The following is a 21,865-nucleotide window of genomic DNA, read 5'->3' on the forward strand; positions in this document are numbered from 1 at the left end:
TCGAAAGCCGTAAAACTTTTTTCACCGGTGTGATCGGCTGGTGTCGCTCAGCGAACCACAAGGGCTCCGCCGGGCAGGCGGGTGACCTGTGTGGCGGTAACTTTGCTCAGCGCCTGGACAATCGCCAGGGGCTCATCCAACTGGTAATTGCCGCTGACGCGTTGAGTGGCGGCAGTGCTGTTGAACAGCAGGATGGGCGCCGGGTAGTAGCGGCGCAACTCGCTGAGAACGTCGGCCAGCGGCGCATCCTGGAACGACAGGCGGCCATTGATCCAGGCCATCTGCCGTTCGCCGCCTTCCTGGTGCGCAGGTTGCAGGTGCCCGGCCTTGAGTTGTTGCCAGTTACCGGCCAGCAGCAGGTTGTTGTCACCGGCGTTGTTGGCGAAGCGTACCCGGCCTTCGCGTACGGCAACGGTGACTTGCTTGTCACGCTTGCTGACGCTGAAGCGAGTACCGACCACCGTTACCCTGGCTTCGCCGGTATCGATGATCAACGGGCGCGCGGCGTCGTGAAAGGCTTCGATGTAAAGGTCGCCACGCAGCAAGCGAATATGCCGGGATTGACCGTCAAACGCGGTGCTGATTGCGCTGTTGCTGCCCAGGACGATATGCGAACCGTCAGCCAGCTCCAGGTGTTCGACCTGGGCAATGGCGGTCAGGTGCTCGGCTTGCAAGCGCATCGGCACATCGGCCATCCAGCCGGCACCGAGCATCAGCAGTACGGCAGCGGCGGTGGCCAGGTATTGGCGCATTGGGCGTCGCCAGGAGCGCTGGACAGGCGCGGGTGGCAACCCCAGATCGACTTCCAGGCTTTGCAGAGCCTGCTCGAACGCGCGGTTGTTCCACAGTGCTTCTAGCTCGGCATAGGCTGCGTCATGTTCTGCATCGGCACCGCGCCACTGCTCGAAGCGCTGGCGGGTTGCCTGATCACTGGCGATCTGGGCACGGTGGGCGAACCAGTAGCTTGCCTGCTCTCTGGCCGATTCGCCGGGAATGAGGAGGGGGGATGCTTCAGTCATGGGCGGTCTGCATGTCGGTGGCTTTAATGCAGGCAGTGAGCGCATTGCGTAGGTCTTTTTCCACCGTGCTCAGAGAAACCTGCAGGCGCTGGGCAATCTCAGCTTGGGCAAGGCCATGCAGTTTATGCAATATCAGGATTTGTTGCTGGCGTTTGGGTAAGGTTGCGAGCACTTGCTGAAACTGTTGCAACTGTTGCTGGCCCTGGGCGTGACTGTCCGGGCCAGGCGCGCTGGTCGGCACTTCCACCACAAGGTTTTCATCCGCGTACGGGTCTTCGAAGCGACGCTTGCTTCGTTGACTGCGCAAGTGATCGAATGCCAGGTACTGGGCGGTTTGGTAGAGGAACGGGTGCAAATGCTCGATCGGTCGGGTGTTCAGCGCTTTAGCCACTTTCAGATAGGTTTCCTGCGCCAGGTCCTCGGCCAGGCTGGCGCAGCCGACGACTCGCGACAGCATGCGGATCAAGGCACTGCGCTGCCCGATAAAAAGCGTGCTGAGCTTTTGTTGATTCGTCTCCACGGCCACAGCCCCCGCCACCCTGATTTCGCCCCACGCGAGTCGCGCATACTAATAAGAGTGAGTCTCATTTCCAAGGGGTTTCACGAGCGGGCAGATCATGGCTGGCCCATTCCAGGTAGCGGATGATCCGTTCCTTGTAATGCAGGTGATCGCGCACCACTATCAATCCGAGCCACAGCACCAGTAGGACGGCGAAGGTCAGCAGGATGACCAGGTTGCCTTTGCCGTACGCCCACAGCTCGGTCAACTTGGCCTTTTCGGCGGCAATGGTGGCGAGGAAGGCCATGATCGCCACGAACATCGCGTTCTGGGTCAGGTTCAACGACTTGGGCGGGTTCTCGGAAATCTTCGCAAACGCTACGATCTCGGCCGCCTGGGCCGCACTGACAGCGTTCTGTTCAAGCATCTGCAGGAAATGTGCATAGCGCAGGTAGCTGTCGCGCTGCAGCAGCGGCTGGCTGGCGATGGCGTGGCGTTGATACAGGCTTTTGAACTGCTCGGCGACAAAGTACTCACGGGCCAGCAACAGCGCCCACATGCACAGGCTGGTACTGAACATCACCGTAACCGGTCCCAGCGGGTGCTGTTGCACGCTGAAGGACGCGCTGACCACCAGAATGATTGCCAGCACCACCAGCCAGGTCGGCAACAGGTGCGCTGCCAGCGGATTGTGGCGAATCGCGTGCCAATAGTTCGGGCGGCTGCGTTTGTAGAGCTGCAGCATTTCGCTCCATTGTTGAAACATCGTTACCTCGGGCGCAGGGTCTTACCTTGAGGATAACGGCCGCGCGGGCGAAATCCTCACTGGGTTTTACCTGTTGCGTGCTCGGCCTGCTGCAAACCCAGGCCCATGTCATCAACAATCGCCTTGCCATCTCGTCCAGAAGGTGCGCGGCCCAGGCCAGAGTGGGGTCTTCTTCGCTGGCACCTAGCGAGGCGTGCTCCAGTGCCTGTTCGCTGGGGATGCCCGGGTCGGCTGCGCCGCCCATCGCCGGCAAGTCCGGCTCCCACAAACGATCGGCATGCGCCGAACCCTGTGGGAGCTGGCTTGCCAGCGATCGAGCGCAAAGCGCTCGTAATCAGTGGGCTACCTGAACGCAGGCCAGCGCCTGTTCAACCCGCCAGCGCGCCGTTTCCATCTCGTGCAGGGCAGTACGCACCAGCGCCTGCCCATGCCTATCGGGATGCAACAACACCGCTTGCTGGCCGACAGCCAGGGCACAGGCCAGATGCTCGCCGGCATGAACCAGGATGTCTTCAAGGCAATGAGGGGAATCGGTGGAGAGAAGCGGGGGATCGGGGACTATTTTCAGCATGGTCAGCTCCTGTATCGGTCGAGCCGCCACAAACCCGCTGTCAAACAGGAGGGTGGCAGCAGTACGTGGGTTGACAGACCGGTGATACAGGAACCGGCGCACACGAATGTGCCCCACGCACAGCTGCCATAGAGCAGTGCGACTGTATCAACAGCGGTCTGTCAAAACCGGTCGTTGATTTGGCAACGACCGGCCAAGACTAGGCAGCTAGCGATGCAGGCGCAACAGCTGAAGTGCTTGGGGATTATGCTTGGGAAATGGACTACACGAAACAGCGAAGCAGCGGTATCCAGCAACCTCTCTCTCGGTGTCATTGTTGCCATCTTCAGGCATCTGCATAACCCGGCCAAATTTCTGGCCAGGCGATGAGAGGTGTGGGTTGCTGGTTGCTTGCTTGTATCCAAAGGGATACATTGGTGTGAGCCTTGAAATACAGTGTTTTGCAAACGCCCAGATTCACCTCTTGGTTGATTTCCGTACGCGACATGCGTGCAAGGGTGGCAATCGCACGGCGAATAGAGCGTGTAACGGCGGGAAATCTGGGAGATGTGAAGTCCGTCGGTGGTCAGGTCTGCGAGATGCGCATCGATGTGGGGGCGGGTTATCGGGTGTATTTCACGGCTCGGGACGGTGTAGTCATTGTTTTGTTGGCAGGTGGTGACAAGTCATCGCAATCTGTTGATATCCAACTGGCCAGGAAGCTGGCCAAGGAAATTTGATATGAGTTTGTCACTTACTACGTTTGATATGGCCGCGTTGCTCGATAGCGATGAGACAATCAGCGAGTACCTTTCTCAAGTGCTGGCGGATGGTGATCATGACGAACTGATTCGCGCCCTCGGCTATATCGCCAAGGCTCGCGGCATGAGCCAGATCGCAACTGCCAGTGGATTGGGGCGCGAGAGCCTGTACAAGGCGTTGACCCCCGGTGCGAAGCCTCGTTTTGACACTGTACTGAAGGTCATCCGGGCGCTAGGGATTGATCTTCTGGCCCACCCTCATGCTTCGTCGAGACTCTGAGTCGCCCGCACTCGATTGCACGTCAATGGGTAGATTCGCCAACCAGCTCCCCACACTGCGCATCCCGTTGCATCGACTCCAAATTCCTTTCGATGGTCTCACAAATCGCATCCATCTGAATCTGATGCTCACTGATCCGGAACGGGCTCTGCAAACAGAACAGCGAAATAAACAGCCGCGGGAAATACACGTAAGGGTAGGGCAGGGGCGTGTTGGCGATGCGCTCCATGCCGCCCTGGCTGTTGGACAGGTCGACCAGGGTCGATTCCAGCCGCGCCAGGCGAATGCTGTCCAGGCGCCCGGCCTTGTATTCGCGGGTTAGCAGCGCCGCAGAGCCGGTGAGGATGTCGTTGGCGAAGTTGTTCGAGCGGCTGCGCCGGTCGAATTCTTCGGGCGGGATGAAGGCCATCAGTTCATCCGGGCACGGTTCGCCGCGAAGGTGTGCGGCCAGGCAGTTCACATAGGCGATATGGCGGCGCAGCAATGTCGTCTTGATCGGGTTGACGCCGTCATCCAAATCATCGATCAGCGTCAGCACCTGGCGGGCAAAGCTGCGTGAACTGTTGACCAGCCCGCCCCACAAGGTGCGCGCTTCCCACCAGCGGTTGTAGGCGCTGCTGTTGCGAAAGCTGACCAGCACCACCAGCGCACGGGATCGAACGCCGTCGCACGCTCAAGGTTCGTTGCAGCCCATCGATCGGCTACAGCGCCTGCTTCATCTGCACCAGTGCGACCCGCGTATTGCCGGGGCCCTCACGTTCGATGATGGCGAAGGGCTCAAAGCCCAGCTGTGGATAAAGCAGCAGCCCGGCGGTGTTGCTGTTGAAACATGACACCTGCACCTCGCGAGCCTCGAACTGACGGCGCGCCAGCTCGATCATGCTCTGCACCAGATAGCGCGCTACGCCATGGCCGCGCGCGGCGGGGGCCACCACCACATTGCCAAGGGCGCAAACGCCACCATGCTCTGCCTTGTAGAAGTTAGCGAAGGCCAGCACGGTCCCGTCGCCCTCGACCACGGTCGAGCCGCTGCGCTGGGCGATGGCCTCGCTCAGTTGCGCGGGTGTCAGCGGGTACCTGGCCTTGGGGAACATGTAGAACAGCTCGTCCGGGCCCTGGGGGAAGCAGCAAATGGCAGCGATGTCGTGGGGCTGGACGGGGCGGTGGGTCAATTGCATGGCGCGACTCGATCTGCAAATGAGGGGGGACAGTGATCCTACACATTTTGACAAAGCCGGTAATGCAATCCCCACGCTGGACCAAGGGTCTCCTTGATAAGGTGCCCTTCGGCTGCATCGACCCACAAGGAGCAACACCATGAAAGCACTCTTGTTCACTGCCGCCCTGGCAACAGCGGGCGCCGCCCAGGCCCAGACTGTGGAACTGGCCCTGGTGGGCGCCGACGGCAGCGCCAAACCGGTCGGTACCATCACCCTCGAGCAGAACCAATACGGCACCCTGCTCACGCCTGACCTGCGCGACTTGCCGCCGGGCGTACACGGTTTTCACCTGCACGAACAGCCTTCCTGTGCACCGGCAACCGCCGATGGCAAGACCACACCGGCAGGTGCCGCGGGCGGGCACTGGGATCCGCAACAGAGTAAAAAACACCTGGGCCCATACGACGATGCCGGGCATAAAGGCGACTTGCCGGCCCTGTATGTCAGCGCCGACGGCACTGCCCGTTATCCGGTCCTGGCGCCACGCCTGAAGGCCGAAGAGTTCAAGGGCCATGCGCTGATGGTGCATGGCGGCGGTGATAACCACAGCGATCACCCACAGGCGTTGGGTGGTGGTGGGGCGCGGATTGCGTGTGGGGTGGTGCAGTGACGGGCAATCCATTGCGCAATGCGCTAAGCCTGTAAGTGTTGAAACTACGGACTTCCACTGAGGTGCATCATGATCTGCAAGAACGCCATGCGTCCGGTCCACCCAGGAGAGGTCTTGCGCGAGGACTTCCAAAGCGAGATGGGTGTTAGCGCTGCCGCTTTGGCTCGTGCGCTCGGCGTATCTGCCACTTCGATCCATGGCGTTCTTTCTCGGCGTCGCGGTGTATCGGCAGGCATGGCCTTGCGCCTCGCCACCTGCCTGGACACCACCCCCGAGTTCTGGCTCAACCTGCAGACGGCGTTTGACCTGCGCACTGCCGAGCTCAATCACGGTGAGGAAATCCACCGGCAGGTGCAGCGCCTGGTGGCTTGCGCTTGATTCGCCGGGCACAAAAAAACCGACCCTAGGGTCGGTTTCTTTTTGCGTTTGGTGCCCGAGGGAGACTCGAACAATAGCATAACTGTATAATTAACATAGTTTTTTGCATGTGTACACTTCCACGTTGTACCGTGAAGTGTACACCCTACCTGCCTCCAATAAGGACTGGTGTGGATGGAAGCTTGATCGGATTACTCCATCCAATTTCCGACGAGCTGTGAATAATATCTACAAGAAACTGGTTACGGATAGACTCCTTGGTCTGCCAAAAATGCCGAACCGACACATGGCAAACTTTCGCGATTAGTCGGGCGTCATGAGCACCGCAAACGTTATCTTGATGAACTCCTCGTTTCGATCGATCGTTTCTAGGGCGCCCCAAACATTATCGGCGACGTCCGCCGATCCGCGCATCTCTACCCAGTTCGAATACCGGCTCACAAGCACTTGCTTTCGGCTCTTGCTGTCATACATATGAGTCAGAGATCACTACCGTCAGGCAGCTACAGCGCACCAGCTCCCTCCCGCTCAAGCCTCGCTACCTTTCCGTTTTCGCCAACGCGCTTCGTGATTATGACCGGCAGAGAGCGCCCCATAGAGGAGGCTGCGACCGCTTCTATTAACGACATCAATAACGTCAAAACAAAATGTACAGACCCGCCAGTGGTTTTGCCTGCAAAGGCGTGAAGGTGGATGGTTTTAATGTGTGGCGTTGTGCCATATTGAGTGCCCGCGCTTATGGTGAATTCATGGAGGACGCATGCAGGACCTGATTGGAATGGAACGGTTCGCACCTGGTTTGGCGACGCTGTCGCAGGAAGAGATGACAGCTATCCATGTATTTACGATCCTGTGGACGCTGTTCGAAGCTCAAGCGCTGGGCACGAACGCTGCCCCGGGCAAAATTGTCGAGTTAGCAGAGCGATGGGCGCGCGACGGCCACCTTGAGAGCTGCTGGCATACCCCGGTTTTTGATTACTTCCAGGCGCGCTACGTGGAAGACGGTAAACCGACACAGTATTTTGAAAATTTGTTTTTCCACGACGAGAAATCGCGAGCTCATACCCTATCCGCATTGTGTGGAAGTACGAATGTCCACGCGGACTGCTTGAGCGCGTCTTTACTGATTGTGTATCGATTCAGGAACAATTTTTTTCACGGCACGAAGTGGGCGTATGACTTAAAAGGGCAGCGAGACAATTTTGAGCACGCATCCCAGCTGCTCGAAGGGGCCTTAGACGTGGTGCGCAAACTCAGATTCTTGTGAGGTAGATCCTTTATGGCTTGTTGGCCAGTGCGGTTTCGTCTGCTCCCTGCACCGTTTACTACCTCAGCCAAAGCTGACCAAAAGTGGATGTGTGCATGACGAAATAAGCGTTTAAGAGCGCTCAACTGTTGAGAAAAGGAATTCAGGATGTTGGTGGCGTCGGTGATTACGGTAACTCCTGATATTAGGAAGAGACTATGAGTGGCATGAGTTTGCCAAAAGATGGAGCTTAAAAATGGCTTCACCAGCGAAAAATAATGCGGCACTGAGCCAGCTTGGAAATCTCTACCAGTATTTAATGGTGCTTAAGATATGCTTAGAAGCGCCCGCTGGCGCGATAATAAATCTTGAGCAGCTGGGCGATATCACTACAGCTGACTACCAATATGAGATTAAACATCACGACAACCCAGAGCATGTGCTCGTTGATACACATGTCGATTTTTGGAAAACGCTAAAAAACTGGGTTGATAACTACGATTTACTGAAAACGTTTTCAAATTTGGTTCTCTTGACCAGCTCGATTGTTCGTGCAGAGTCATTGTTAGGGCAATGGAATGCTGCGGCTCCTCACGACAGATATAGCAATCTTAAAATGAAGGCGGATGAGATACTTGATCAGCCGACTTCTTTTAAAACGATCATCCCGTACGTGCATAAAATATACGAATTTAGCTCTGATTACGATCAAGAAAAGCTAGCCTGCATCCTATCGCGAGTGACTATAAAGCATTCTTCCGATGGAGCTTTGAAACTTTACAATGGGTTAGTAGCGCATATTGCCTTCTCGGCAACTCCTATTAAGTCTAGAGCTAATATGGTCAGATCGCTTCTAGGCATGATTGCAGTAAAAGGAATAACTGCACCTGGCGCTTGGGACATAGAGCGAGACGAAATACATCACTTTCTGATAACCCAAACCGCCGTGATAAACAATGGAGGGGTGCTTTACTATCCTGATCTAAAACACACGACGTGCGGGGAGGAGATATTTCGGCATAGATGCATTGAGCAGATCAGGTTCATCCCTTATGAGAAGCAGGTCTTCTCGGCGGCCCAAGATTATTACTACTACACGCTGACGGTGGGCATCACCGCTGACGAAGATCCCTTTATTTTGAAAGAATTTCAAAAAATAGAAGAGGGGATTGGAGATGATCTTGATCTCGATAAGGTAAGCAGTTGCTTGGAATTAGCAAAAGCACCTATTACTGAAGATGCGTTAGTCAGAGCGTCCAAGCAGCTATATGTAACTTCACTTAGAAATGTACGGGTGGGCGGAACCGACGGAAGTGCAGAGGCCAAGAAGTTCAATAGAGGAATGTTGCATTCTTATGTTAATACTTCTGAATTTTGTTGGCGTATAACGGAGCTGGATGTCGATGATTGACGAAAAAATCACGCTTGCACTTAGTCCTTTTTGGTTGGCCGATTTTATTGAGCATTTTGTTTGTGGATATGGAAGGCCCGTCCCGTTTCAGCTCGTTTATCTGATGATACCATTAGTGTTGCGTCGTGATTCTCGTGAACCATTAGTGGCTCTTAAAAGCACAAGCACTGTGTACTCTGCATTTCTCGATACCAATGAAAAGCGTAGAAGGGTATTGGCGCTTCAACTGGCCGTAAACAACTATTCAGTGTATACCAAGCGCGCTATATTGGCGTATTCCGCGAGAGGGCATAATTTCGGTCTGGAAATTAGTAATGCACCTGACTATGTGCCAAAAAAAGAAGCGTATACAAGTCATGCAGCTAAAGAATATTTTAAGGCATCGCGAAATTTAGGAATGATTTTCTCTAAGGAAGATCTCGCGGCTTGCTTCTATAAGCTTGGAGTTTTCAAGGTATGAACTGCTATATAAAGCAAATTCGAATTTTTGGTAATGATGGGACTAGTCGGTGTCTTAGGCTGACGAAAGGCTTGAACATCGTCACTGGTGTTTCGAAACGCGGAAAAAGTGCGTTAATTGAAATTGTCGATTACTGCTTGTGCTCAAGTTTGAATACCATACCTAAAGGCAAGATCGAATCCTACGCAAAGCTTTTTTGTGTTGTGCTGCGCTTAAAAGAAGGTTATTTAATCATTGCAAGGCCGGCATGGAAACTCGATGGAGCATCAAAAATTCATGTTCGATTTGAAAGTGATTATTCTATAATTCACAAGCTCAATATTGAGTACTTTGATAGCCTGCCTCTTTTAAAGATCAAAGGGGCAGGGCAAGATGATATTGAGAGGTATATTGGGCTTAGAGTTGTCAATCCGAGCCCGGCTGACGCAGAACGGAAATCTGGAAAAGCTAGCATAAGAAACATGACGCCGTTTCTGTATCAGTATCAAAATCTGATTGCCAGCAAACATGCCTTGTTTTCTAAAATGGAGGATGTATTTAAACGTAAGGATATTTTGGATCAGTTGCCGATATTTTTAGGCTTGGTTAATGATGACTACTTTAGTGTTAAACGACAAGTCGATGAGTTAAAGTTAAAAATTAAGCGAATTGAACGCGATGCAGAGCGAAATGCTGAAGAAAGCTCCAAGTATGGTGATCGGCTGAAAGAACTTATTGAAAGCTACTACGCGTTGATCAATATCACACCTCCAAATTTGGTCACGACCAAGGACGTGTTGAAAGCTGGGAAAAGTCTTCCGGGTCTGGCAGATGATTATTATTTAAAGACCGATACGACTCGCCGGTATGAGTCTGTGGCGATGAAGTTAGCGGCGAAACAGCTTGAGCTAAGCGCGGCTAATAAAAAAATAAAGCAGATAGAAACAGTTAGGGATTATGCAAATAAGACGCTGATACACCATAAAAATGACTTAGCAAGAGGTGTAGCCGTAGCACATGATATGGTCACGTGCCCTGTGTGCAGTCAGGATGTGCCGGAGATGCTTGAGGAATCCCGTAAATATGTAACTGCGATGGATAGCCTAAACTCAGAAATTGCGTCGATGGCAAATTTTGCCAGGTACGATTCTGAACAGCTTGAATCTTTTCGCGCTACTCGAAGGGAATTAATTTCCGAGATCAAGAGGCTTGAGGATGAGTTGAAAACACTTGATTTATTCGAGGAGAATTTTAAAAAATACAAGAGCCTAACGGATGCATTGAATTACTATAAGGTCCAGATAGATTTCGCGATAAGGGTAGTGGGTGATGTAGGTAACGAAGATGCATCGGCTTTAAAGGATCTGCGTAAAGAGCTAAATCTACTCAATAAGCAATTTTCTGATTATGATTTCGCCAAATCAATTTCAAGCGCTGAAGCTAAGTTGAATAAATGGATGAGTACGCTATGTGCTCATTTGGATTTTGAGGAGGAGTTTAGGCCACCGAATCTGAAAATGAAGCTCGATGAGCTAAGTCTTCTGCATGTTGATGAAAAATTCGGACACGTGGCGTTGTCGGACATGGGGAGCGGTGCAAACTGGCTAGCTTTTCACCTCGCAGCGTCTATGGGAATGCTACGTCTATTTTGTAACTCTCCAGGGTCAAGCGTTCCTAGTTTTTTGTTTCTGGATCAACCTAGTCAAGTGTATTTTCCAAATCCTAATTCTCCGAACAGCGAGGACACGGATAAAGTGCAGGAGCTTTACGTGACGATTTTGCGTGAAATACATCGCATTCGACCCGAGGTGGGCTTTTACCCTCAGGTCATCATCTTGGACCACGCCCAGAATCTAAACCTCGGTAAGTATAATTTTAAGAAGTTTGTCCGAGCTGATTGGCACGGTGATAACGCTCTAATTTAGCAATAGCTCAGTCCCGGCCGGGATCGTCATGATCCCGGCCCCTTTTCGGCAAATGTTGATTTTTAGCTCCTGGGGCTGCGACGATTAGGTCTAGATGCTCACCCATTTTGCCTAGCTGGTTACAACTGCTACACCACTTGATAAAGCTGCGCCCGTTACGGCACCAGCGCCTGTAACGACGACAGTTCCAATTGCCATACCGCCGCCACCAGCTGCGCTGCTCCGCTACCTAGGGCAGCTGATGACGCGTTGGTAATGAACCGAGAATTATGATTCTTTAAGTGTTAACTTCAGTTTTGCTCGTAAAAAGCACTCACATTCAGGATTGCCAGTATTCTCACTTCTCACTTCTCACTTCTCACTTCTCACTTCTCACTTCTCACTTCTCACAGATCTCTTGATATCTCTCAAAGAAATCTGAGCAGCCATCTATATCTTGAAGAAGCTTTTCTTTATTTTTGTGCCGTTTGTAATAGCTGTAAGAGGTTGAAATTTTAAATAGCCATGTGCGAATGTCAGAGTCGTCCATGACTATAATGGTGCACGGGCTTTTTGTGTAGTCAATGAGTTTGAAAATGTCACATTTCTTTCTAGTGAAAATCATGCCAAGCTTTCCAAAGCTGGATGCTTTTGAGTATTTTTCAACTTGGGATACGGCGTCTATAAATTCTTTTTTTTGAATGGAGTTTTTACATTCTACGACTATTGATTTTGCTTGTGTTTCAACAATAAGTTCGTTGAAGTCTACATCGGTTGTGCGCTTTACTCTTACGAAAAAATCTCTGCGGTGCTGGTTGGATGCGTTAGCTATTTGGTAGGTGACTCTAAAGCCAGCGGAAAGGAAGTATATGTTTAAAAAAATTCCGATCAGCTTTTCGTATTTGTAGCAGTCTTCTCGGCCTGTCGGAAGTCGCTCTAATTGGCCTGTTATGAACTGAACAAATGGTAGCACGGCTGATTCATATAGCTCGACAAATGACTCTTCGTCTAAAAGCTGGCAATGCGGCATTGCATGCCGCAGCTTTAAAGATAGCAAATACATTGGCTCAATTGGTTCTACTATCTCGAAATACTGAAGTTTGACGTTGTTATACTCTTTCTTTAGGTGTTCTATGACTTGTTCCAGATTTTCTTTTTTTGATTCTTCTGAAATAGATCCGTAACTATCACGAAGTCTGCCGCAGTGATAGTCGATTAGATAGAATCGACGCTCAAGTTCAGATGTTTCAGGGTGGCGAGTATAACGAAAGGTGACGACATATCCATGGCTCTCGAGATAGGAATAAAGAATGTCGGCTGATCCAATGGTAGTGCTATATATCAGGTCTTCTGTTGCTACTTCATAAAAGTCGCAGAGATCCATTCTTAGTCTCGATGTCTAGTGTTTAAGTGGTAATTAATTTCTATTGTAGCCGTGGGTACGGGTCAGAAGCACGGTTTTCCAATGCGCCTCTCTACTGATGATTTTTTCGTCGCGTACTATTTTGGGGTGATGCTCTAGTAAACTAAATGAGAAATTGTCCTGCGCATAATTCAACGTGCTTTTGTGCAGTCGAAGTAATTCGGAATTATTCCCATGGCCAGTTTTTGCATAAATTTTCCATCTCTGCCATAAGCCCTCTTCTCCGTATGCCGCCCCAACATATTTTCGCCCCGTCGATTTGTCAGTGATCAAGTACACTCCCTTCATATTTGAGAGCGCGACAACCCAGTCGGATTGATTCTCGTCTACTAAGGCGCGGAGTTCGCGAAAGCTTATATTGATATTTTCATACCCAGGGAACGGCTCGCTAGTGAATGGGGTGGGCAGGATTTCTTGAACGATAATGTTCTGAAGGTGTTTCTCGCCTTTTAAAAAAGGTTTTGATGCACCTCCTCGGCGGAATTTTAACTTTAGACGACCGATCAATCCTTTGAATTCGTGCTCGTGGCGCACAGTAATACAGCTTTTATTTCGAACGCTTGAAACATGTACGAAACCTGCGAACAGCCAAGTATCACGTTGAGATGGAATCTCAATTAGTGAAATTATCACGTCGCTGGGTATTGTGTGGGGCAAAAATAATTCATTAAGTGCGATAGGCCAATTTGCCATGTCTTTTCTGAAAACATCCAGCGCAGTCTCTGCTCCGACTCTCGTCGCAAGGTGGATGTCACATCGCGTGAGTAGATCCTTGGGTGCGATATCTGCGAGTTCAACCTCTCCACCTATCATAGGGATTCCTTATCCATTATTTAAATTCTGTTCGATTCCCGAGAAATTATAAACACCACCCCTGCGGGTTCGGTACATGAAGCAGCCTGGATGAGGTCTAGCGTCAGCCCTCCTAGGGCTCTGTGGGGGGGAAGCGCATCATTACAGGCTGGTGTAGGGGTTACATCTGGCCCTCGTATTGTTCATCCATGCATGCTTGGACGACAACCCATGCGCCTTGTTAGTGGCGTTTCGCAGAAAACGATAATAATTCGCCAATCATAACCTCAGCTGCACGTCCCTCACGCGCCAGGGTGTTCTCGGCCTTACGAAACAAGCGAAAATGCTGAGGGTTAGCGGTGTGAGTGGCTGAGAAGTACTCGACGGACTCTTCCAGGTTAGATATTGGACGCCCGCTGGATCATTTACGTGAAGCAAATCAGTCGTACGCGGTGACGGGATCATTGGCTCACGCCCGGCGGCGGCAGACATGGAAATGAAGAGCAAGAGCCGTTGGTTATCTAGTCTCCGTATGGCGGGCACGGCTTAACGCCTCTATAGTGGCACGGTCATCAAGCGCAGGGACGGCATCATGGCAAAGCATAACGATGCAACTGGTTACCTACTGGCCCACCGTGATGCCGTTAATGAGGCCTGGTTTCAAGCGGTTTGCGATGCTGCAATCAGTTCTAACGGACAAGAACTTTCGACGGGTGAGCTGGGTCGGCTTTGGCGGCTTTTTCACGGTACTGAAACCTACACTTGTACCGCCTCGGCACCTGCACCACTACTGCCTCCACTGCGTGGCTCCATTCCTCCGTTCTACTTAGAGAGCCTGTCAGGCTTCTCTGAGTTCAAGAAGCTCAGGCCGTCCCTCAAGCTCGACCTCACCAAAAGGATTACCTTGGTGTTTGGTCGAAATGGCGCTGGTAAGTCGAGCCTATGCCAAGCTCTGAAAGTTCTCGCAAATCCGGAAAAGCCAAAGGAGCCGCTCCACAATGTTTTGATGTCTGGCGTGTCGCTACCATCTTTCAATTTTAAGCTCCGAGGACAACTTCAGAATACTTGGACAGATCTAGATGGATTTGGAACTCAAGCGCAAGCGCTGAAATATTTTGACGCCACAGTCGCATTTAATCACGTGAACAGCTCCATCAAGCCCGAGGCAGTGGTCGAGTTGAGTGTGTTCCGGTTGGAGTGCTTCGATTACGCCCGAGAATGCCTAAAGCAATTTCAATCCTATGGCGCCGGGTTCATTAGCCAGTCTAGAGGTGCTACCAATCTAAGCATCATTGGTGTGAAGGCAAAGGCACAGTCGGCAATAGATATTAATAACGGCGTATTCAAAGACTGGAGTGCGAGCAACTACCAACCGATGCTCGATTGGATAAAAACCGTCGTATACGGGCCAGAGCAGGAGCAAGAAAAAACAGACGCGCAGGTGAGGCTTGCTCAACTGAAAGCTGCCTCAAGCGTGGAGGGGCAGCAATCACTGAGTATGCAGAGGCAATTGTTCGCTCAGATCAAAAGTTCTCTGACAACCCTTCGTGATCGCTGTAGTGGGTTTTCTTACTCGAATTTCGCTGACACGCTTAGGCTAATTCAGCAGAAAGAGGCCGCAAGCATTGAGTTAGCCGGAGCGGTCTTTTTACCCAACTATTCGGTGCCTGCCCAGCAAGCCCTGTTGTCAGCGGCAGCGGCGGTCAAGCCATTTTCTCCATCTGACGAGTGTGTGCTTTGCCATCAGAGGTTGTCGCCCGAGGCCCATGCTCTGTTTGCTGCGTACCACGAGCATCTAAGCTCCACACTTCAGTTTGACCTCTCCCGTTTGCGCGCAGAGCGTGATGCTCAGATTGCAAAAAAGCAATTAATTCACGATTACTCGCCTCTTCAGTACTCCCAATATGAACACGTTATCAATCCAGAGTTTTTGAACGCGCTTGCTGGCTTGGTTGATTCCATTCGTGATGCCCTTGCGGCTCCGATCATTGATTCCCCTGCTATTACAAACTATGGACGATGGGTGGAACTTAATGGCTACCTCAAGGGCATATCTGACCTGCTCGATAAGGTTGATTCGGCTATCGCCCTGGCAGCAAGCGGACTGCAAAACCTAAACGTCGAGACCTCGCGCATATCAACTAAGCTTGAGTCGTTGGCAATCCAGGCCACAGCGTACCAGCTCAAGCCCGAAATTGAGCAGATATGCACCAATAGCATCGCGTTCGAAAAGCTGTCAGGAGTATTCGAAAAATTCAATTTCACAGCTCGTTTAGCTGCGTTGACCGCCAAGAAAAAAGAGGCTCATTCGGAACTGGTTTTACATTCTTTCGTCCCACATTTAGATTCGGAGTATAAACGCCTGTGTGGGGCGTCACTTGAGCAGATGGGCGTTCGCTTAGCGAACCAAGGTACTGATGCGATAGTGCTGCCGAAAATCGGTGGTGAGCTTGTTCAGCGGGTCTTGAGCGAGGGAGAGCTGAAAGTTCATGCGCTGGCACTATTCATGTGTGAGGCAAGCGTCTCTTCACATCAGGTTCTGGTTCTTGACGATCCGGTGACCAGTTTTGATTACAATTATGTATCAAATTTTTGTGAGCGATTGAGGGATTATTGCAGGGACAACCCTGCCTCCCAAGTGATTGTCCTGACTCATAACTGGGATTTCTTTTCTAACCTACAAGCCACGATCAATGGTTCTGGTTTGAATAATCACATGTCTGTTCAGGTTTTAGAGAGTTGCTCTACGGTGGCAGAGTACACAGAAAAGTGGGATGAGCTTTGTGCCGAGATTGACGCCTATTTCGGTCTGCCTAGCGAACCGACCATATCCGACAAAGAAAAGTTGTCAGCATTGCTCAGGCGTCTCGTAGAAAAGCTCATGAACGCGTACGTATTCAATGAACAGCGGCATCAATACAAAGTGAAGACACTAACAGTGTCGAACTTTAAGGATTATACGAAGCTGGTTCCGCTGCTTCAGGCTGAGGCGGATAGATTGAAAGACTTGTATGCAAATCTTAGCCCGCTAGAGCATGATGACCTTAGAAATTACTATTCTGGTAAGTCAATTTTTCAATTTTCAACTTGGTATGATGAGATCAAAAATATGAAGTTGCAATTGGAGAGTAGGCGTCCAGTATGATAATAAAAGTCAAAGCGGTTAACCGCTAGGCCTGCACATCCTGTGAGCTGAGCCAACAGTTCATACCGGCCTTGATGAATGGCGGCAGTGGTAAGACGATGCTGTCAGAGGAACTCATTGCAGTGACGATAGGCTTAGAACAGTCCGAAGTGCTTTCAGCCGGCCTGGCTGACTGATAGCACAGAGAACATAAGCATGATCGTCTCCTTCTAGAGTCGGGGGCCGCCTTCCCTCAATGACTGCTTCTGGCCGATTCTGTTGAAAAAGTCGGTCATCCAAAACTGCATGATCGTTGACCGGTGGAAACGCATTTTTTTGCACGCTGCTGCGTGAAATCTGTGTCTGCAAGCCTCAGCCGAAAGCAAAGATTTCAATCTCGGACGCATACTTTTCTGCTGCGCAAATCATGACCGACTTTTTCAACAGAATCGGCCGTTTCTGACCTTCGTTTAGGGGTTGAACTGCCAAGATTTTCCTAGACGATGAGTGAGTAATTGCATGGTCAGCAAATAGTAATAGCGCGTCGATTCAGTGCGCTGGTTTAGATGGTGATTCAAAAACCACGCAAGGTGTTTTCTCTTCCAAGTCCATGGATTGTCAGATTGCCAACGCTCAGCGATTGCGGATTGGATGGCCTTCGCCTGGCGCACATGGCGTTGGCGCGTGGCATGTGACCCGGTCAGAACCCCTGCGAGGAAGAGTTCCATATCAAATGCCTTGCTCATGTTAAACCACCAATGTAAGCCGCTACCACATCGATACGGCCATGCCCCAGCTCATAGCTGATTTGTACTCTGGCCTCTCGATCAAGGTTTCGGTCGAGCTGATAGCAATGGGCACCGTTGATCGGCGCGGGATGATGGGTAATCTGCTGATAGCGTTCGCATGCATAGGCCGCGCGCAATTCGTGGAAGCCTTTGAGGTCGTGCTGATGGAGGATGTCCCGTGCAGGACGGACGATTTCTCGTAGGAAATCGAGGTAGCGTTCGTTCGGCGCAAGTAGGTTGTGGCTGCCGTCGGGTGAGACCTGTTCGCCGAATATCAGCGCTTCGTGAATATGATCATCCACCCTGATCCACCGAGGTGCCGAGGCACCTGAGCAGCCCCCTTTGGTGCCATCCTGGATGTTGATCTTGCCGTAGTATTCGGCCTCACGTTTTAAGCGCGGTAAGTCGGCCAAAATGGCCTCGCGCAGGCGCATGCCGGTGGCTCGCGCCAACTGAGCGATGGCCGCGGCACGAGGATGCTGTTCGCTGAGCGTCTCGACGATGCGCATCAGGTGTTCGCGATCCTGGCCTTGTGGAGCTGTCGTGCGGATGGTGGTGCGCTGCATTCCCAACACCTTGCTCGGACTCGGCACTTTCACATATTGATCACCGCGAAGCGCGGCCAGGGTTCGATTCACACTGGATAATCGGTTTTGCGCGGTCGCGATAGCGAGCTCACCTTGTTCAACTTGCTGACGCAAATGTCCTGCGTAGTCCAGCAAGGTCTGCCGATCAATTTGTCGCGCATCGTTAAACCCCGGCCCTTCCTCCGACCGACACCACCGTACAAATGCCTGCCAGCGATCACTGTGAGCTTTGACCGTGCCGTAATGCCCGCCGCCAAACATGTCCCGCAACGCCTGCGGCCCGGCGTAGCTCAGTTGCCGGCCATAGCCAAAATTGCGCCCATCCCGATTACCTACCAACGCCATGATCAAACTCCTCTCAATGCCAAAGCCCTTGAAACTTTCCCCACGTCATCCCGCCAAGAATGTTGAGTGTTATCAGGGATCAAGGCCCCTGCGGCCTGTGAGGGTTGTCCACTGACGCGGGACTGGCGGCTCCTTACAACCGGGAGCTTGGGCATCTCATGATCTGGCCTCCTGAACACTTCCGCAGAAGTGGGCGGGTGGAGGTGGCGCTGGCTGACGAGACCGGCGCCGCGAGATCCGAGTCAGGTAAAGGCAGTGAAGCGGTGATCGGGGCATGCCTGACTGTCAGTCAGGTGCGGTCCATTCCTTGGGCTGCGGCACCATCATCGGCATCGCTGTTGCTGGTGACTTCGGTGTTTGTCACGCCGATTGTCACGAGGGGGGAATGCCGCAAAGCCTTGTACGAGTTGGGCTGCAGCAGCGGTTGGAGCGCCCGTCTCTTTCCGGAAGAAAGAGACGGGCGCAGGTTGGCGCAGTGAATGGCCAAGCGGATAGGTTGCTGCAGAGCAGCTATGAAAGGGGATGAGTTGCCGCAGTGGGCGCACTGGTAAAAGTAGGCATCCATCACATCGCTGTGATCGTGCGAGCCGCCGGACGCTAATCGCACTTTGGGAGAACCGCCACGGTGTGGCGTAGCCTCAAAGGTTCTGGCTACCTGGGTTGCTGTCAACGACAGCGCTTTGCCCGATCTTTTTTACGCCTGTGGATAATTCGGGTCAAGGCTCGAGTTTTCGGGAGTATTGCGGCTGTGGAGATGATTATCCAGCGGTGGAAATCAGTGGTTTTCCACCGACAGTTGTGTGGGCTTTAGATTTTTTAAGTGAGGTCCATCCAAGCAGGGCGGCTTTGCAGCCCTGCTTGGATGGACCCGCGTGGAAAGCTGGGCTGCGGAGATCTAACAGGTTTAGCAGTGTTGAAATGCGCCAGGGTTGTTTTGCAAGGCGATGATGTTGTCGCGGACCGGGTCGAGTTCGTAAGGCATCGCGTGATCGCAGTATCGCAGCTTAGTCTGTTTCGACAGAAAACTTACCATCTATGCGTGCGTGGGATGCTGTTAGAGGCGATGCAGAAGGGCGTGCGAGAAACTGATTAACGCGAGTATCAAATTGATCGCGAAGGTTGGCTGTAATGCCTTCTTTGAGGGCGTCGAGATAGTCCGCATACCACTGCATCATGATCCGACGTTGCGGCAAGTATAGGGCTTGATTGTACTCACCAGAGATGCCGCCCTCGACGTGAGCCAGCTGGCTTTCGACATGGTCCTTCATCCAGCCATGTTCGCGCAGAAGCGTGCTTGCGGTATGACGAGTACCATGGCTGACGAGTCGTCCTTTATAGCCGATCTTGGCGAACACCAGGTTGATCGTGTTTTCACTGATAACTGGCTGCTTTTCACCATTGCCAGGGAATAGATATCGACTTCGGCCAGTGCTTTGGTTCAGTTTTGTAAGCATGGCGATCAATTGATGAGGTAGAGGGCTGACGTAGTCTCTGCGCATCTTCATGCGGGCGGCCGGGATGGTCCAAGTCCATTCCTCAAAATCGATTTCTTCCCATTTTGCGTAGCGAACCATGCCGGGGCGGCTCGCTGTCAGAATTGTCATCCACGATGCAATCCTTGCTGGCAACCGGCTGGTGGTCTTGCTTAAGGCCCGGAGAAATTCAGGTAGTTCGTGTTCGTGCAGATGTGGGTAGTGTTGAGTGGGCGGTGGCGCTATCGCAATGGCATGGAGTTCGGATGCTGGATTGTGTTCGCACAGGCCTCGTGCAATGGCTTGACTGAAAATCTGTTTCAGCCAGGTTCGGGTCTTGTCCGCAACATTGAAGGCGCCTCGTTTTTCGATGCTGGCCTGCAGTTTTGCGCAGTCACTTCGCGTGATGAGCTCCAGTTGCTTCTCGCCGAGAGCGGGCAGTAGATCCTTATCGAGATAGTCGCGGATCTTCTTCAGCGTCGCGCTGCTGCGGCCGGAGTCCGATTTGAATTGGTACCAGTACTCCGCGGCTCGCCTGAAGGTGTTGAGCCCGGCCTCTTGCTGTCGCAGCTTGTCATCGCGGCGTTTGGCTCCGGGGTTGGTGCCTTGCTTGAGTAGATTGCGGCATTCTGCAGCCCGTTCACGGGCTTCCTGCAAGGAGATATGCGGATACACACCCAGTGACATGCGTGCCGCTCGACCCTGATACGTGTACCGGAAGTGCCAATACTTGCTGCCGTTAGGTTTAACCAACAGAGCAAGACCCGAACTATCACTCAACGTGAACGGTCTGTCGGCAGGCTTGGACGCTTTGATTTGCAAGGCGGTCAATGGCATCGCTGTACACCTCCGGTTCTCGAACTGGAATATGTACAGAAAATGTACCAAAAAGAGGCTGGCTTGCAAGAGATTGGGGTGGAACCCCACAGACCAAAAAGCCCGCAGTTAGCGGGCTCTAGGGGTGTTGAGTAGACGCTGGTAGTCGTCTATGTACTGCAAATGGTGCCCCGAGGGAGACTCGAACTCCCACTCCTTTCGAAAACGGATTTTGAATCCGCCGCGTCTACCAATTCCGCCATCAGGGCTTGTGGCGGCGAAGTATAAAGAGGCGCCTACCGTTGGTCAATCAGGTTTCATGGTCAATTTTCACGGTTTCGGCTAAACTTTCCGGCCCTGTCGAACCGAACACCATCATGCGCGTCGCCGATTTTTCTTTTGAGCTTCCTGATTCCCTGATCGCTCGCCATCCGCTGGCGCAGCGCCATAGCAGCCGGCTGCTGACCCTGGACGGGCCGAGCGGGGCACTGGCGCATCGCCAGTTCACCGACCTGCTCGAGCATTTGCGCCCGGGCGATCTGATGGTGTTCAACAATACCCGGGTGATTCCGGCGCGTCTGTTCGGCCAGAAGGCCAGCGGCGGCAAGCTGGAGATCCTCGTCGAGCGCGTACTCGACAGTCACCGGGTGCTGGCCCACGTGCGTTCGAGCAAGGCGCCCAAGCCGGGCACGCTGATCGTCATCGACGGCGGTGGCGAGGCCGAGATGGTCGCCCGTCACGACGCGCTGTTCGAGCTGCGCTTTGCCGAAGAGGTGCTGGCGCTGCTCGATCGCGTCGGCCATATGCCGCTGCCGCCGTACATTGATCGTCCGGACGAGGGCGCCGACCGCGAGCGCTACCAGACGGTATATGCCGAGCGCGCCGGGGCCGTGGCCGCACCGACCGCCGGCCTGCACTTCGATGAAGAGCTGCTGGCCAAGATCGCCGCCAAAGGCGTGGAAACCGCCTTCGTCACCCTGCACGTGGGGGCTGGTACCTTCCAGCCAGTGCGGGTCGAGCGCATCGAAGACCACCACATGCATAAAGAGTGGTTGGAGGTCGGCCAGGACGTGGTCGATGCCGTGGCGGCCTGCCGCGCCCGTGGCGGGCGGGTGATTGCCGTGGGCACCACCAGCGTGCGTTCGCTCGAAAGCGCCGCCCGCGATGGTGTGCTCAAGGCGTTCAGCGGTGATACCGATATCTTTATCTTCCCGGGCCGGCCATTCCATGTGGTCGATGCCCTGGTGACCAATTTCCATTTGCCTGAATCCACGCTGCTGATGCTGGTTTCGGCCTTCGCCGGTTATCCCGAGACCATGGCTGCCTATGCGGCGGCGGTCGAGAACGGATACCGCTTCTTCAGTTACGGTGATGCCATGTTCATCACCCGCAATCCGGCGCCACGCGGCCCCGAGGATCAAGCATGAGTCGCACC

20 protein-coding genes, 1 tRNA gene and 1 pseudogene are annotated in these 21,865 nt (G+C 52.7%); 10 read left to right on the forward strand and 12 right to left on the reverse strand.

The window, feature by feature from the left end:
- Positions 1-47: 47 nt before the first annotated feature.
- The 4 genes from KHO53_RS14865 to KHO53_RS14880 form a co-directional block, all read right to left on the reverse strand.
- Positions 48-1,019, reverse strand: a complete 972-nt coding sequence (locus tag KHO53_RS14865; protein ID WP_213570451.1) for a FecR family protein — start codon at positions 1,017-1,019, stop codon at positions 48-50.
- Complete coding sequence (locus tag KHO53_RS14870) at positions 1,012-1,539, reverse strand: RNA polymerase sigma factor (RefSeq protein WP_026001351.1); 528 nt, start codon at positions 1,537-1,539, stop codon at positions 1,012-1,014. The genes KHO53_RS14865 and KHO53_RS14870 overlap by 8 nt, the downstream gene beginning before the upstream one ends.
- A gap of 64 nt (positions 1,540-1,603) precedes the next feature.
- Positions 1,604-2,284: a hypothetical protein gene (locus tag KHO53_RS14875; RefSeq protein ID WP_213570452.1), complete on the reverse strand. Its 681-nt coding sequence runs from the start codon at positions 2,282-2,284 to the stop codon at positions 1,604-1,606.
- Between the two features lie 334 nt (positions 2,285-2,618).
- Positions 2,619-2,855, reverse strand: a complete 237-nt coding sequence (locus KHO53_RS14880; RefSeq protein WP_081492801.1) for a hypothetical protein — start codon at positions 2,853-2,855, stop codon at positions 2,619-2,621.
- A gap of 425 nt (positions 2,856-3,280) precedes the next feature.
- Between KHO53_RS14880 and KHO53_RS14885 the strand changes: the two genes are divergently transcribed.
- Positions 3,281-3,574: a type II toxin-antitoxin system RelE/ParE family toxin gene (locus tag KHO53_RS14885; RefSeq protein WP_036993896.1), complete on the forward strand. Its 294-nt coding sequence runs from the start codon at positions 3,281-3,283 to the stop codon at positions 3,572-3,574.
- A gap of 1 nt (position 3,575) precedes the next feature.
- A complete protein-coding gene (locus tag KHO53_RS14890) occupies positions 3,576-3,875 on the forward strand; it encodes an addiction module antidote protein (protein WP_010223489.1) in 300 nt (99 codons plus the stop codon).
- A 22-nt stretch (positions 3,876-3,897) separates the two neighbouring features.
- Here KHO53_RS14890 and KHO53_RS14895 read toward each other — a convergent pair.
- Both KHO53_RS14895 and KHO53_RS14900 read right to left on the reverse strand, forming a co-directional pair.
- Positions 3,898-4,524, reverse strand: a pseudogene (locus KHO53_RS14895) (bestrophin family ion channel); the annotation flags it as partial.
- Positions 4,525-4,576: 52 nt separating this feature from the next.
- A complete protein-coding gene (locus KHO53_RS14900; RefSeq protein ID WP_213570453.1) occupies positions 4,577-5,053 on the reverse strand; it encodes a GNAT family N-acetyltransferase in 477 nt (158 codons plus the stop codon).
- 139 nt (positions 5,054-5,192) lie between these two features.
- Between KHO53_RS14900 and sodC the strand changes: the two genes are divergently transcribed.
- From sodC to KHO53_RS14930, 6 genes are all read left to right on the forward strand, one after another.
- Complete coding sequence (gene sodC / locus KHO53_RS14905; protein ID WP_010223486.1) at positions 5,193-5,705, forward strand: superoxide dismutase family protein; 513 nt, start codon at positions 5,193-5,195, stop codon at positions 5,703-5,705.
- 72 nt (positions 5,706-5,777) lie between these two features.
- Positions 5,778-6,083: a HigA family addiction module antitoxin gene (locus KHO53_RS14910; protein WP_026001347.1), complete on the forward strand. Its 306-nt coding sequence runs from the start codon at positions 5,778-5,780 to the stop codon at positions 6,081-6,083.
- A 760-nt stretch (positions 6,084-6,843) separates the two neighbouring features.
- The gene (locus tag KHO53_RS14915) at positions 6,844-7,350 is read left to right on the forward strand and encodes a hypothetical protein (protein ID WP_213570454.1); all 507 of its coding nucleotides are present in this window, start codon (positions 6,844-6,846) and stop codon (positions 7,348-7,350) included.
- 235 nt (positions 7,351-7,585) lie between these two features.
- Positions 7,586-8,740, forward strand: a complete 1,155-nt coding sequence (locus KHO53_RS14920) for a hypothetical protein (RefSeq protein ID WP_213570455.1) — start codon at positions 7,586-7,588, stop codon at positions 8,738-8,740.
- Positions 8,733-9,200, forward strand: coding sequence for a three component ABC system middle component (locus tag KHO53_RS14925; protein ID WP_213570456.1), 468 nt, complete (start codon positions 8,733-8,735; stop codon positions 9,198-9,200). Before KHO53_RS14920 ends, KHO53_RS14925 begins: the two co-directional genes overlap by 8 nt.
- Before the next feature lie 71 nt (positions 9,201-9,271).
- Complete coding sequence (locus KHO53_RS14930; protein WP_213570457.1) at positions 9,272-11,104, forward strand: DUF3732 domain-containing protein; 1,833 nt, start codon at positions 9,272-9,274, stop codon at positions 11,102-11,104.
- A 379-nt stretch (positions 11,105-11,483) separates the two neighbouring features.
- Here the strand turns inward: KHO53_RS14930 and KHO53_RS14935 are convergent, their stop codons facing one another.
- Complete coding sequence (locus tag KHO53_RS14935) at positions 11,484-12,467, reverse strand: hypothetical protein (protein ID WP_213570458.1); 984 nt, start codon at positions 12,465-12,467, stop codon at positions 11,484-11,486.
- Between the two features lie 33 nt (positions 12,468-12,500).
- Entirely contained in the window at positions 12,501-13,319 is an 819-nt protein-coding gene (locus KHO53_RS14940) for a GIY-YIG nuclease family protein (RefSeq protein ID WP_213570459.1), read from the reverse strand.
- A 571-nt stretch (positions 13,320-13,890) separates the two neighbouring features.
- Here KHO53_RS14940 and KHO53_RS14945 point away from each other — a divergent pair.
- Entirely contained in the window at positions 13,891-16,443 is a 2,553-nt protein-coding gene (locus tag KHO53_RS14945; protein ID WP_213570460.1) for an AAA family ATPase, read from the forward strand.
- Positions 16,444-16,892: 449 nt separating this feature from the next.
- Here the strand turns inward: KHO53_RS14945 and KHO53_RS14950 are convergent, their stop codons facing one another.
- The 4 genes from KHO53_RS14950 to KHO53_RS14965 form a co-directional block, all read right to left on the reverse strand.
- Positions 16,893-17,168, reverse strand: a complete 276-nt coding sequence (locus KHO53_RS14950; protein ID WP_213570461.1) for a hypothetical protein — start codon at positions 17,166-17,168, stop codon at positions 16,893-16,895.
- Positions 17,165-18,142 (reverse strand): integrase domain-containing protein, encoded by a 978-nt coding sequence (locus KHO53_RS14955; RefSeq protein WP_213570462.1) that lies wholly within the window; start codon positions 18,140-18,142, stop codon positions 17,165-17,167. Before KHO53_RS14955 ends, KHO53_RS14950 begins: the two co-directional genes overlap by 4 nt.
- Positions 18,143-19,146: 1,004 nt before the next feature.
- On the reverse strand, positions 19,147-20,451 hold the full coding sequence (locus KHO53_RS14960; RefSeq protein ID WP_213570463.1) for a tyrosine-type recombinase/integrase: 1,305 nt from the start codon (positions 20,449-20,451) through the stop codon (positions 19,147-19,149).
- A 163-nt stretch (positions 20,452-20,614) separates the two neighbouring features.
- Positions 20,615-20,699: transfer RNA gene (locus tag KHO53_RS14965), tRNA-Leu, on the reverse strand.
- 108 nt (positions 20,700-20,807) lie between these two features.
- On the opposite strand from KHO53_RS14965, the gene queA reads away from it, so the two are divergent.
- Positions 20,808-21,857 carry a tRNA preQ1(34) S-adenosylmethionine ribosyltransferase-isomerase QueA gene (queA, locus tag KHO53_RS14970; RefSeq protein WP_010223475.1) on the forward strand — a complete coding sequence of 350 codons (1,050 nt, stop codon included), beginning with the start codon at positions 20,808-20,810 and terminating at the stop codon, positions 21,855-21,857.
- The last annotated feature ends 8 nt before the right edge of the window (positions 21,858-21,865 follow it).

This window comes from Pseudomonas sp. RC2C2, assembly GCF_018390435.1.
GTDB classification, from domain to species: Bacteria; Pseudomonadota; Gammaproteobacteria; order Pseudomonadales; family Pseudomonadaceae; genus Aquipseudomonas; species Aquipseudomonas donghuensis.

Excerpts from the sequence above, each read along its gene's own strand:
- queA (WP_010223475.1), top strand. The coding sequence starts at position 20,808 with ATGCGCGTCGCCGATTTTTCTTTTGAGCTTCCTGATTCCCTGATCGCT.
- KHO53_RS14950 (WP_213570461.1), bottom strand. The coding sequence starts at position 17,168 with ATGAGCAAGGCATTTGATATGGAACTCTTCCTCGCAGGGGTTCTGACC.
- KHO53_RS14955 (WP_213570462.1), bottom strand. The coding sequence starts at position 18,142 with ATGGCGTTGGTAGGTAATCGGGATGGGCGCAATTTTGGCTATGGCCGG.
- KHO53_RS14925 (WP_213570456.1), top strand. The coding sequence starts at position 8,733 with ATGATTGACGAAAAAATCACGCTTGCACTTAGTCCTTTTTGGTTGGCC.
- KHO53_RS14865 (WP_213570451.1), bottom strand. The coding sequence starts at position 1,019 with ATGACTGAAGCATCCCCCCTCCTCATTCCCGGCGAATCGGCCAGAGAG.
- KHO53_RS14900 (WP_213570453.1), bottom strand. The coding sequence starts at position 5,053 with ATGCAATTGACCCACCGCCCCGTCCAGCCCCACGACATCGCTGCCATT.
- sodC (WP_010223486.1), top strand. The coding sequence starts at position 5,193 with ATGAAAGCACTCTTGTTCACTGCCGCCCTGGCAACAGCGGGCGCCGCC.
- KHO53_RS14915 (WP_213570454.1), top strand. The coding sequence starts at position 6,844 with ATGCAGGACCTGATTGGAATGGAACGGTTCGCACCTGGTTTGGCGACG.
- KHO53_RS14880 (WP_081492801.1), bottom strand. The coding sequence starts at position 2,855 with ATGCTGAAAATAGTCCCCGATCCCCCGCTTCTCTCCACCGATTCCCCT.
- KHO53_RS14960 (WP_213570463.1), bottom strand. The coding sequence starts at position 20,451 with ATGCCATTGACCGCCTTGCAAATCAAAGCGTCCAAGCCTGCCGACAGA.
- KHO53_RS14935 (WP_213570458.1), bottom strand. The coding sequence starts at position 12,467 with ATGGATCTCTGCGACTTTTATGAAGTAGCAACAGAAGACCTGATATAT.
- KHO53_RS14945 (WP_213570460.1), top strand. The coding sequence starts at position 13,891 with ATGGCAAAGCATAACGATGCAACTGGTTACCTACTGGCCCACCGTGAT.
- KHO53_RS14890 (WP_010223489.1), top strand. The coding sequence starts at position 3,576 with ATGAGTTTGTCACTTACTACGTTTGATATGGCCGCGTTGCTCGATAGC.
- KHO53_RS14875 (WP_213570452.1), bottom strand. The coding sequence starts at position 2,284 with ATGTTTCAACAATGGAGCGAAATGCTGCAGCTCTACAAACGCAGCCGC.
- KHO53_RS14920 (WP_213570455.1), top strand. The coding sequence starts at position 7,586 with ATGGCTTCACCAGCGAAAAATAATGCGGCACTGAGCCAGCTTGGAAAT.
- KHO53_RS14940 (WP_213570459.1), bottom strand. The coding sequence starts at position 13,319 with ATGATAGGTGGAGAGGTTGAACTCGCAGATATCGCACCCAAGGATCTA.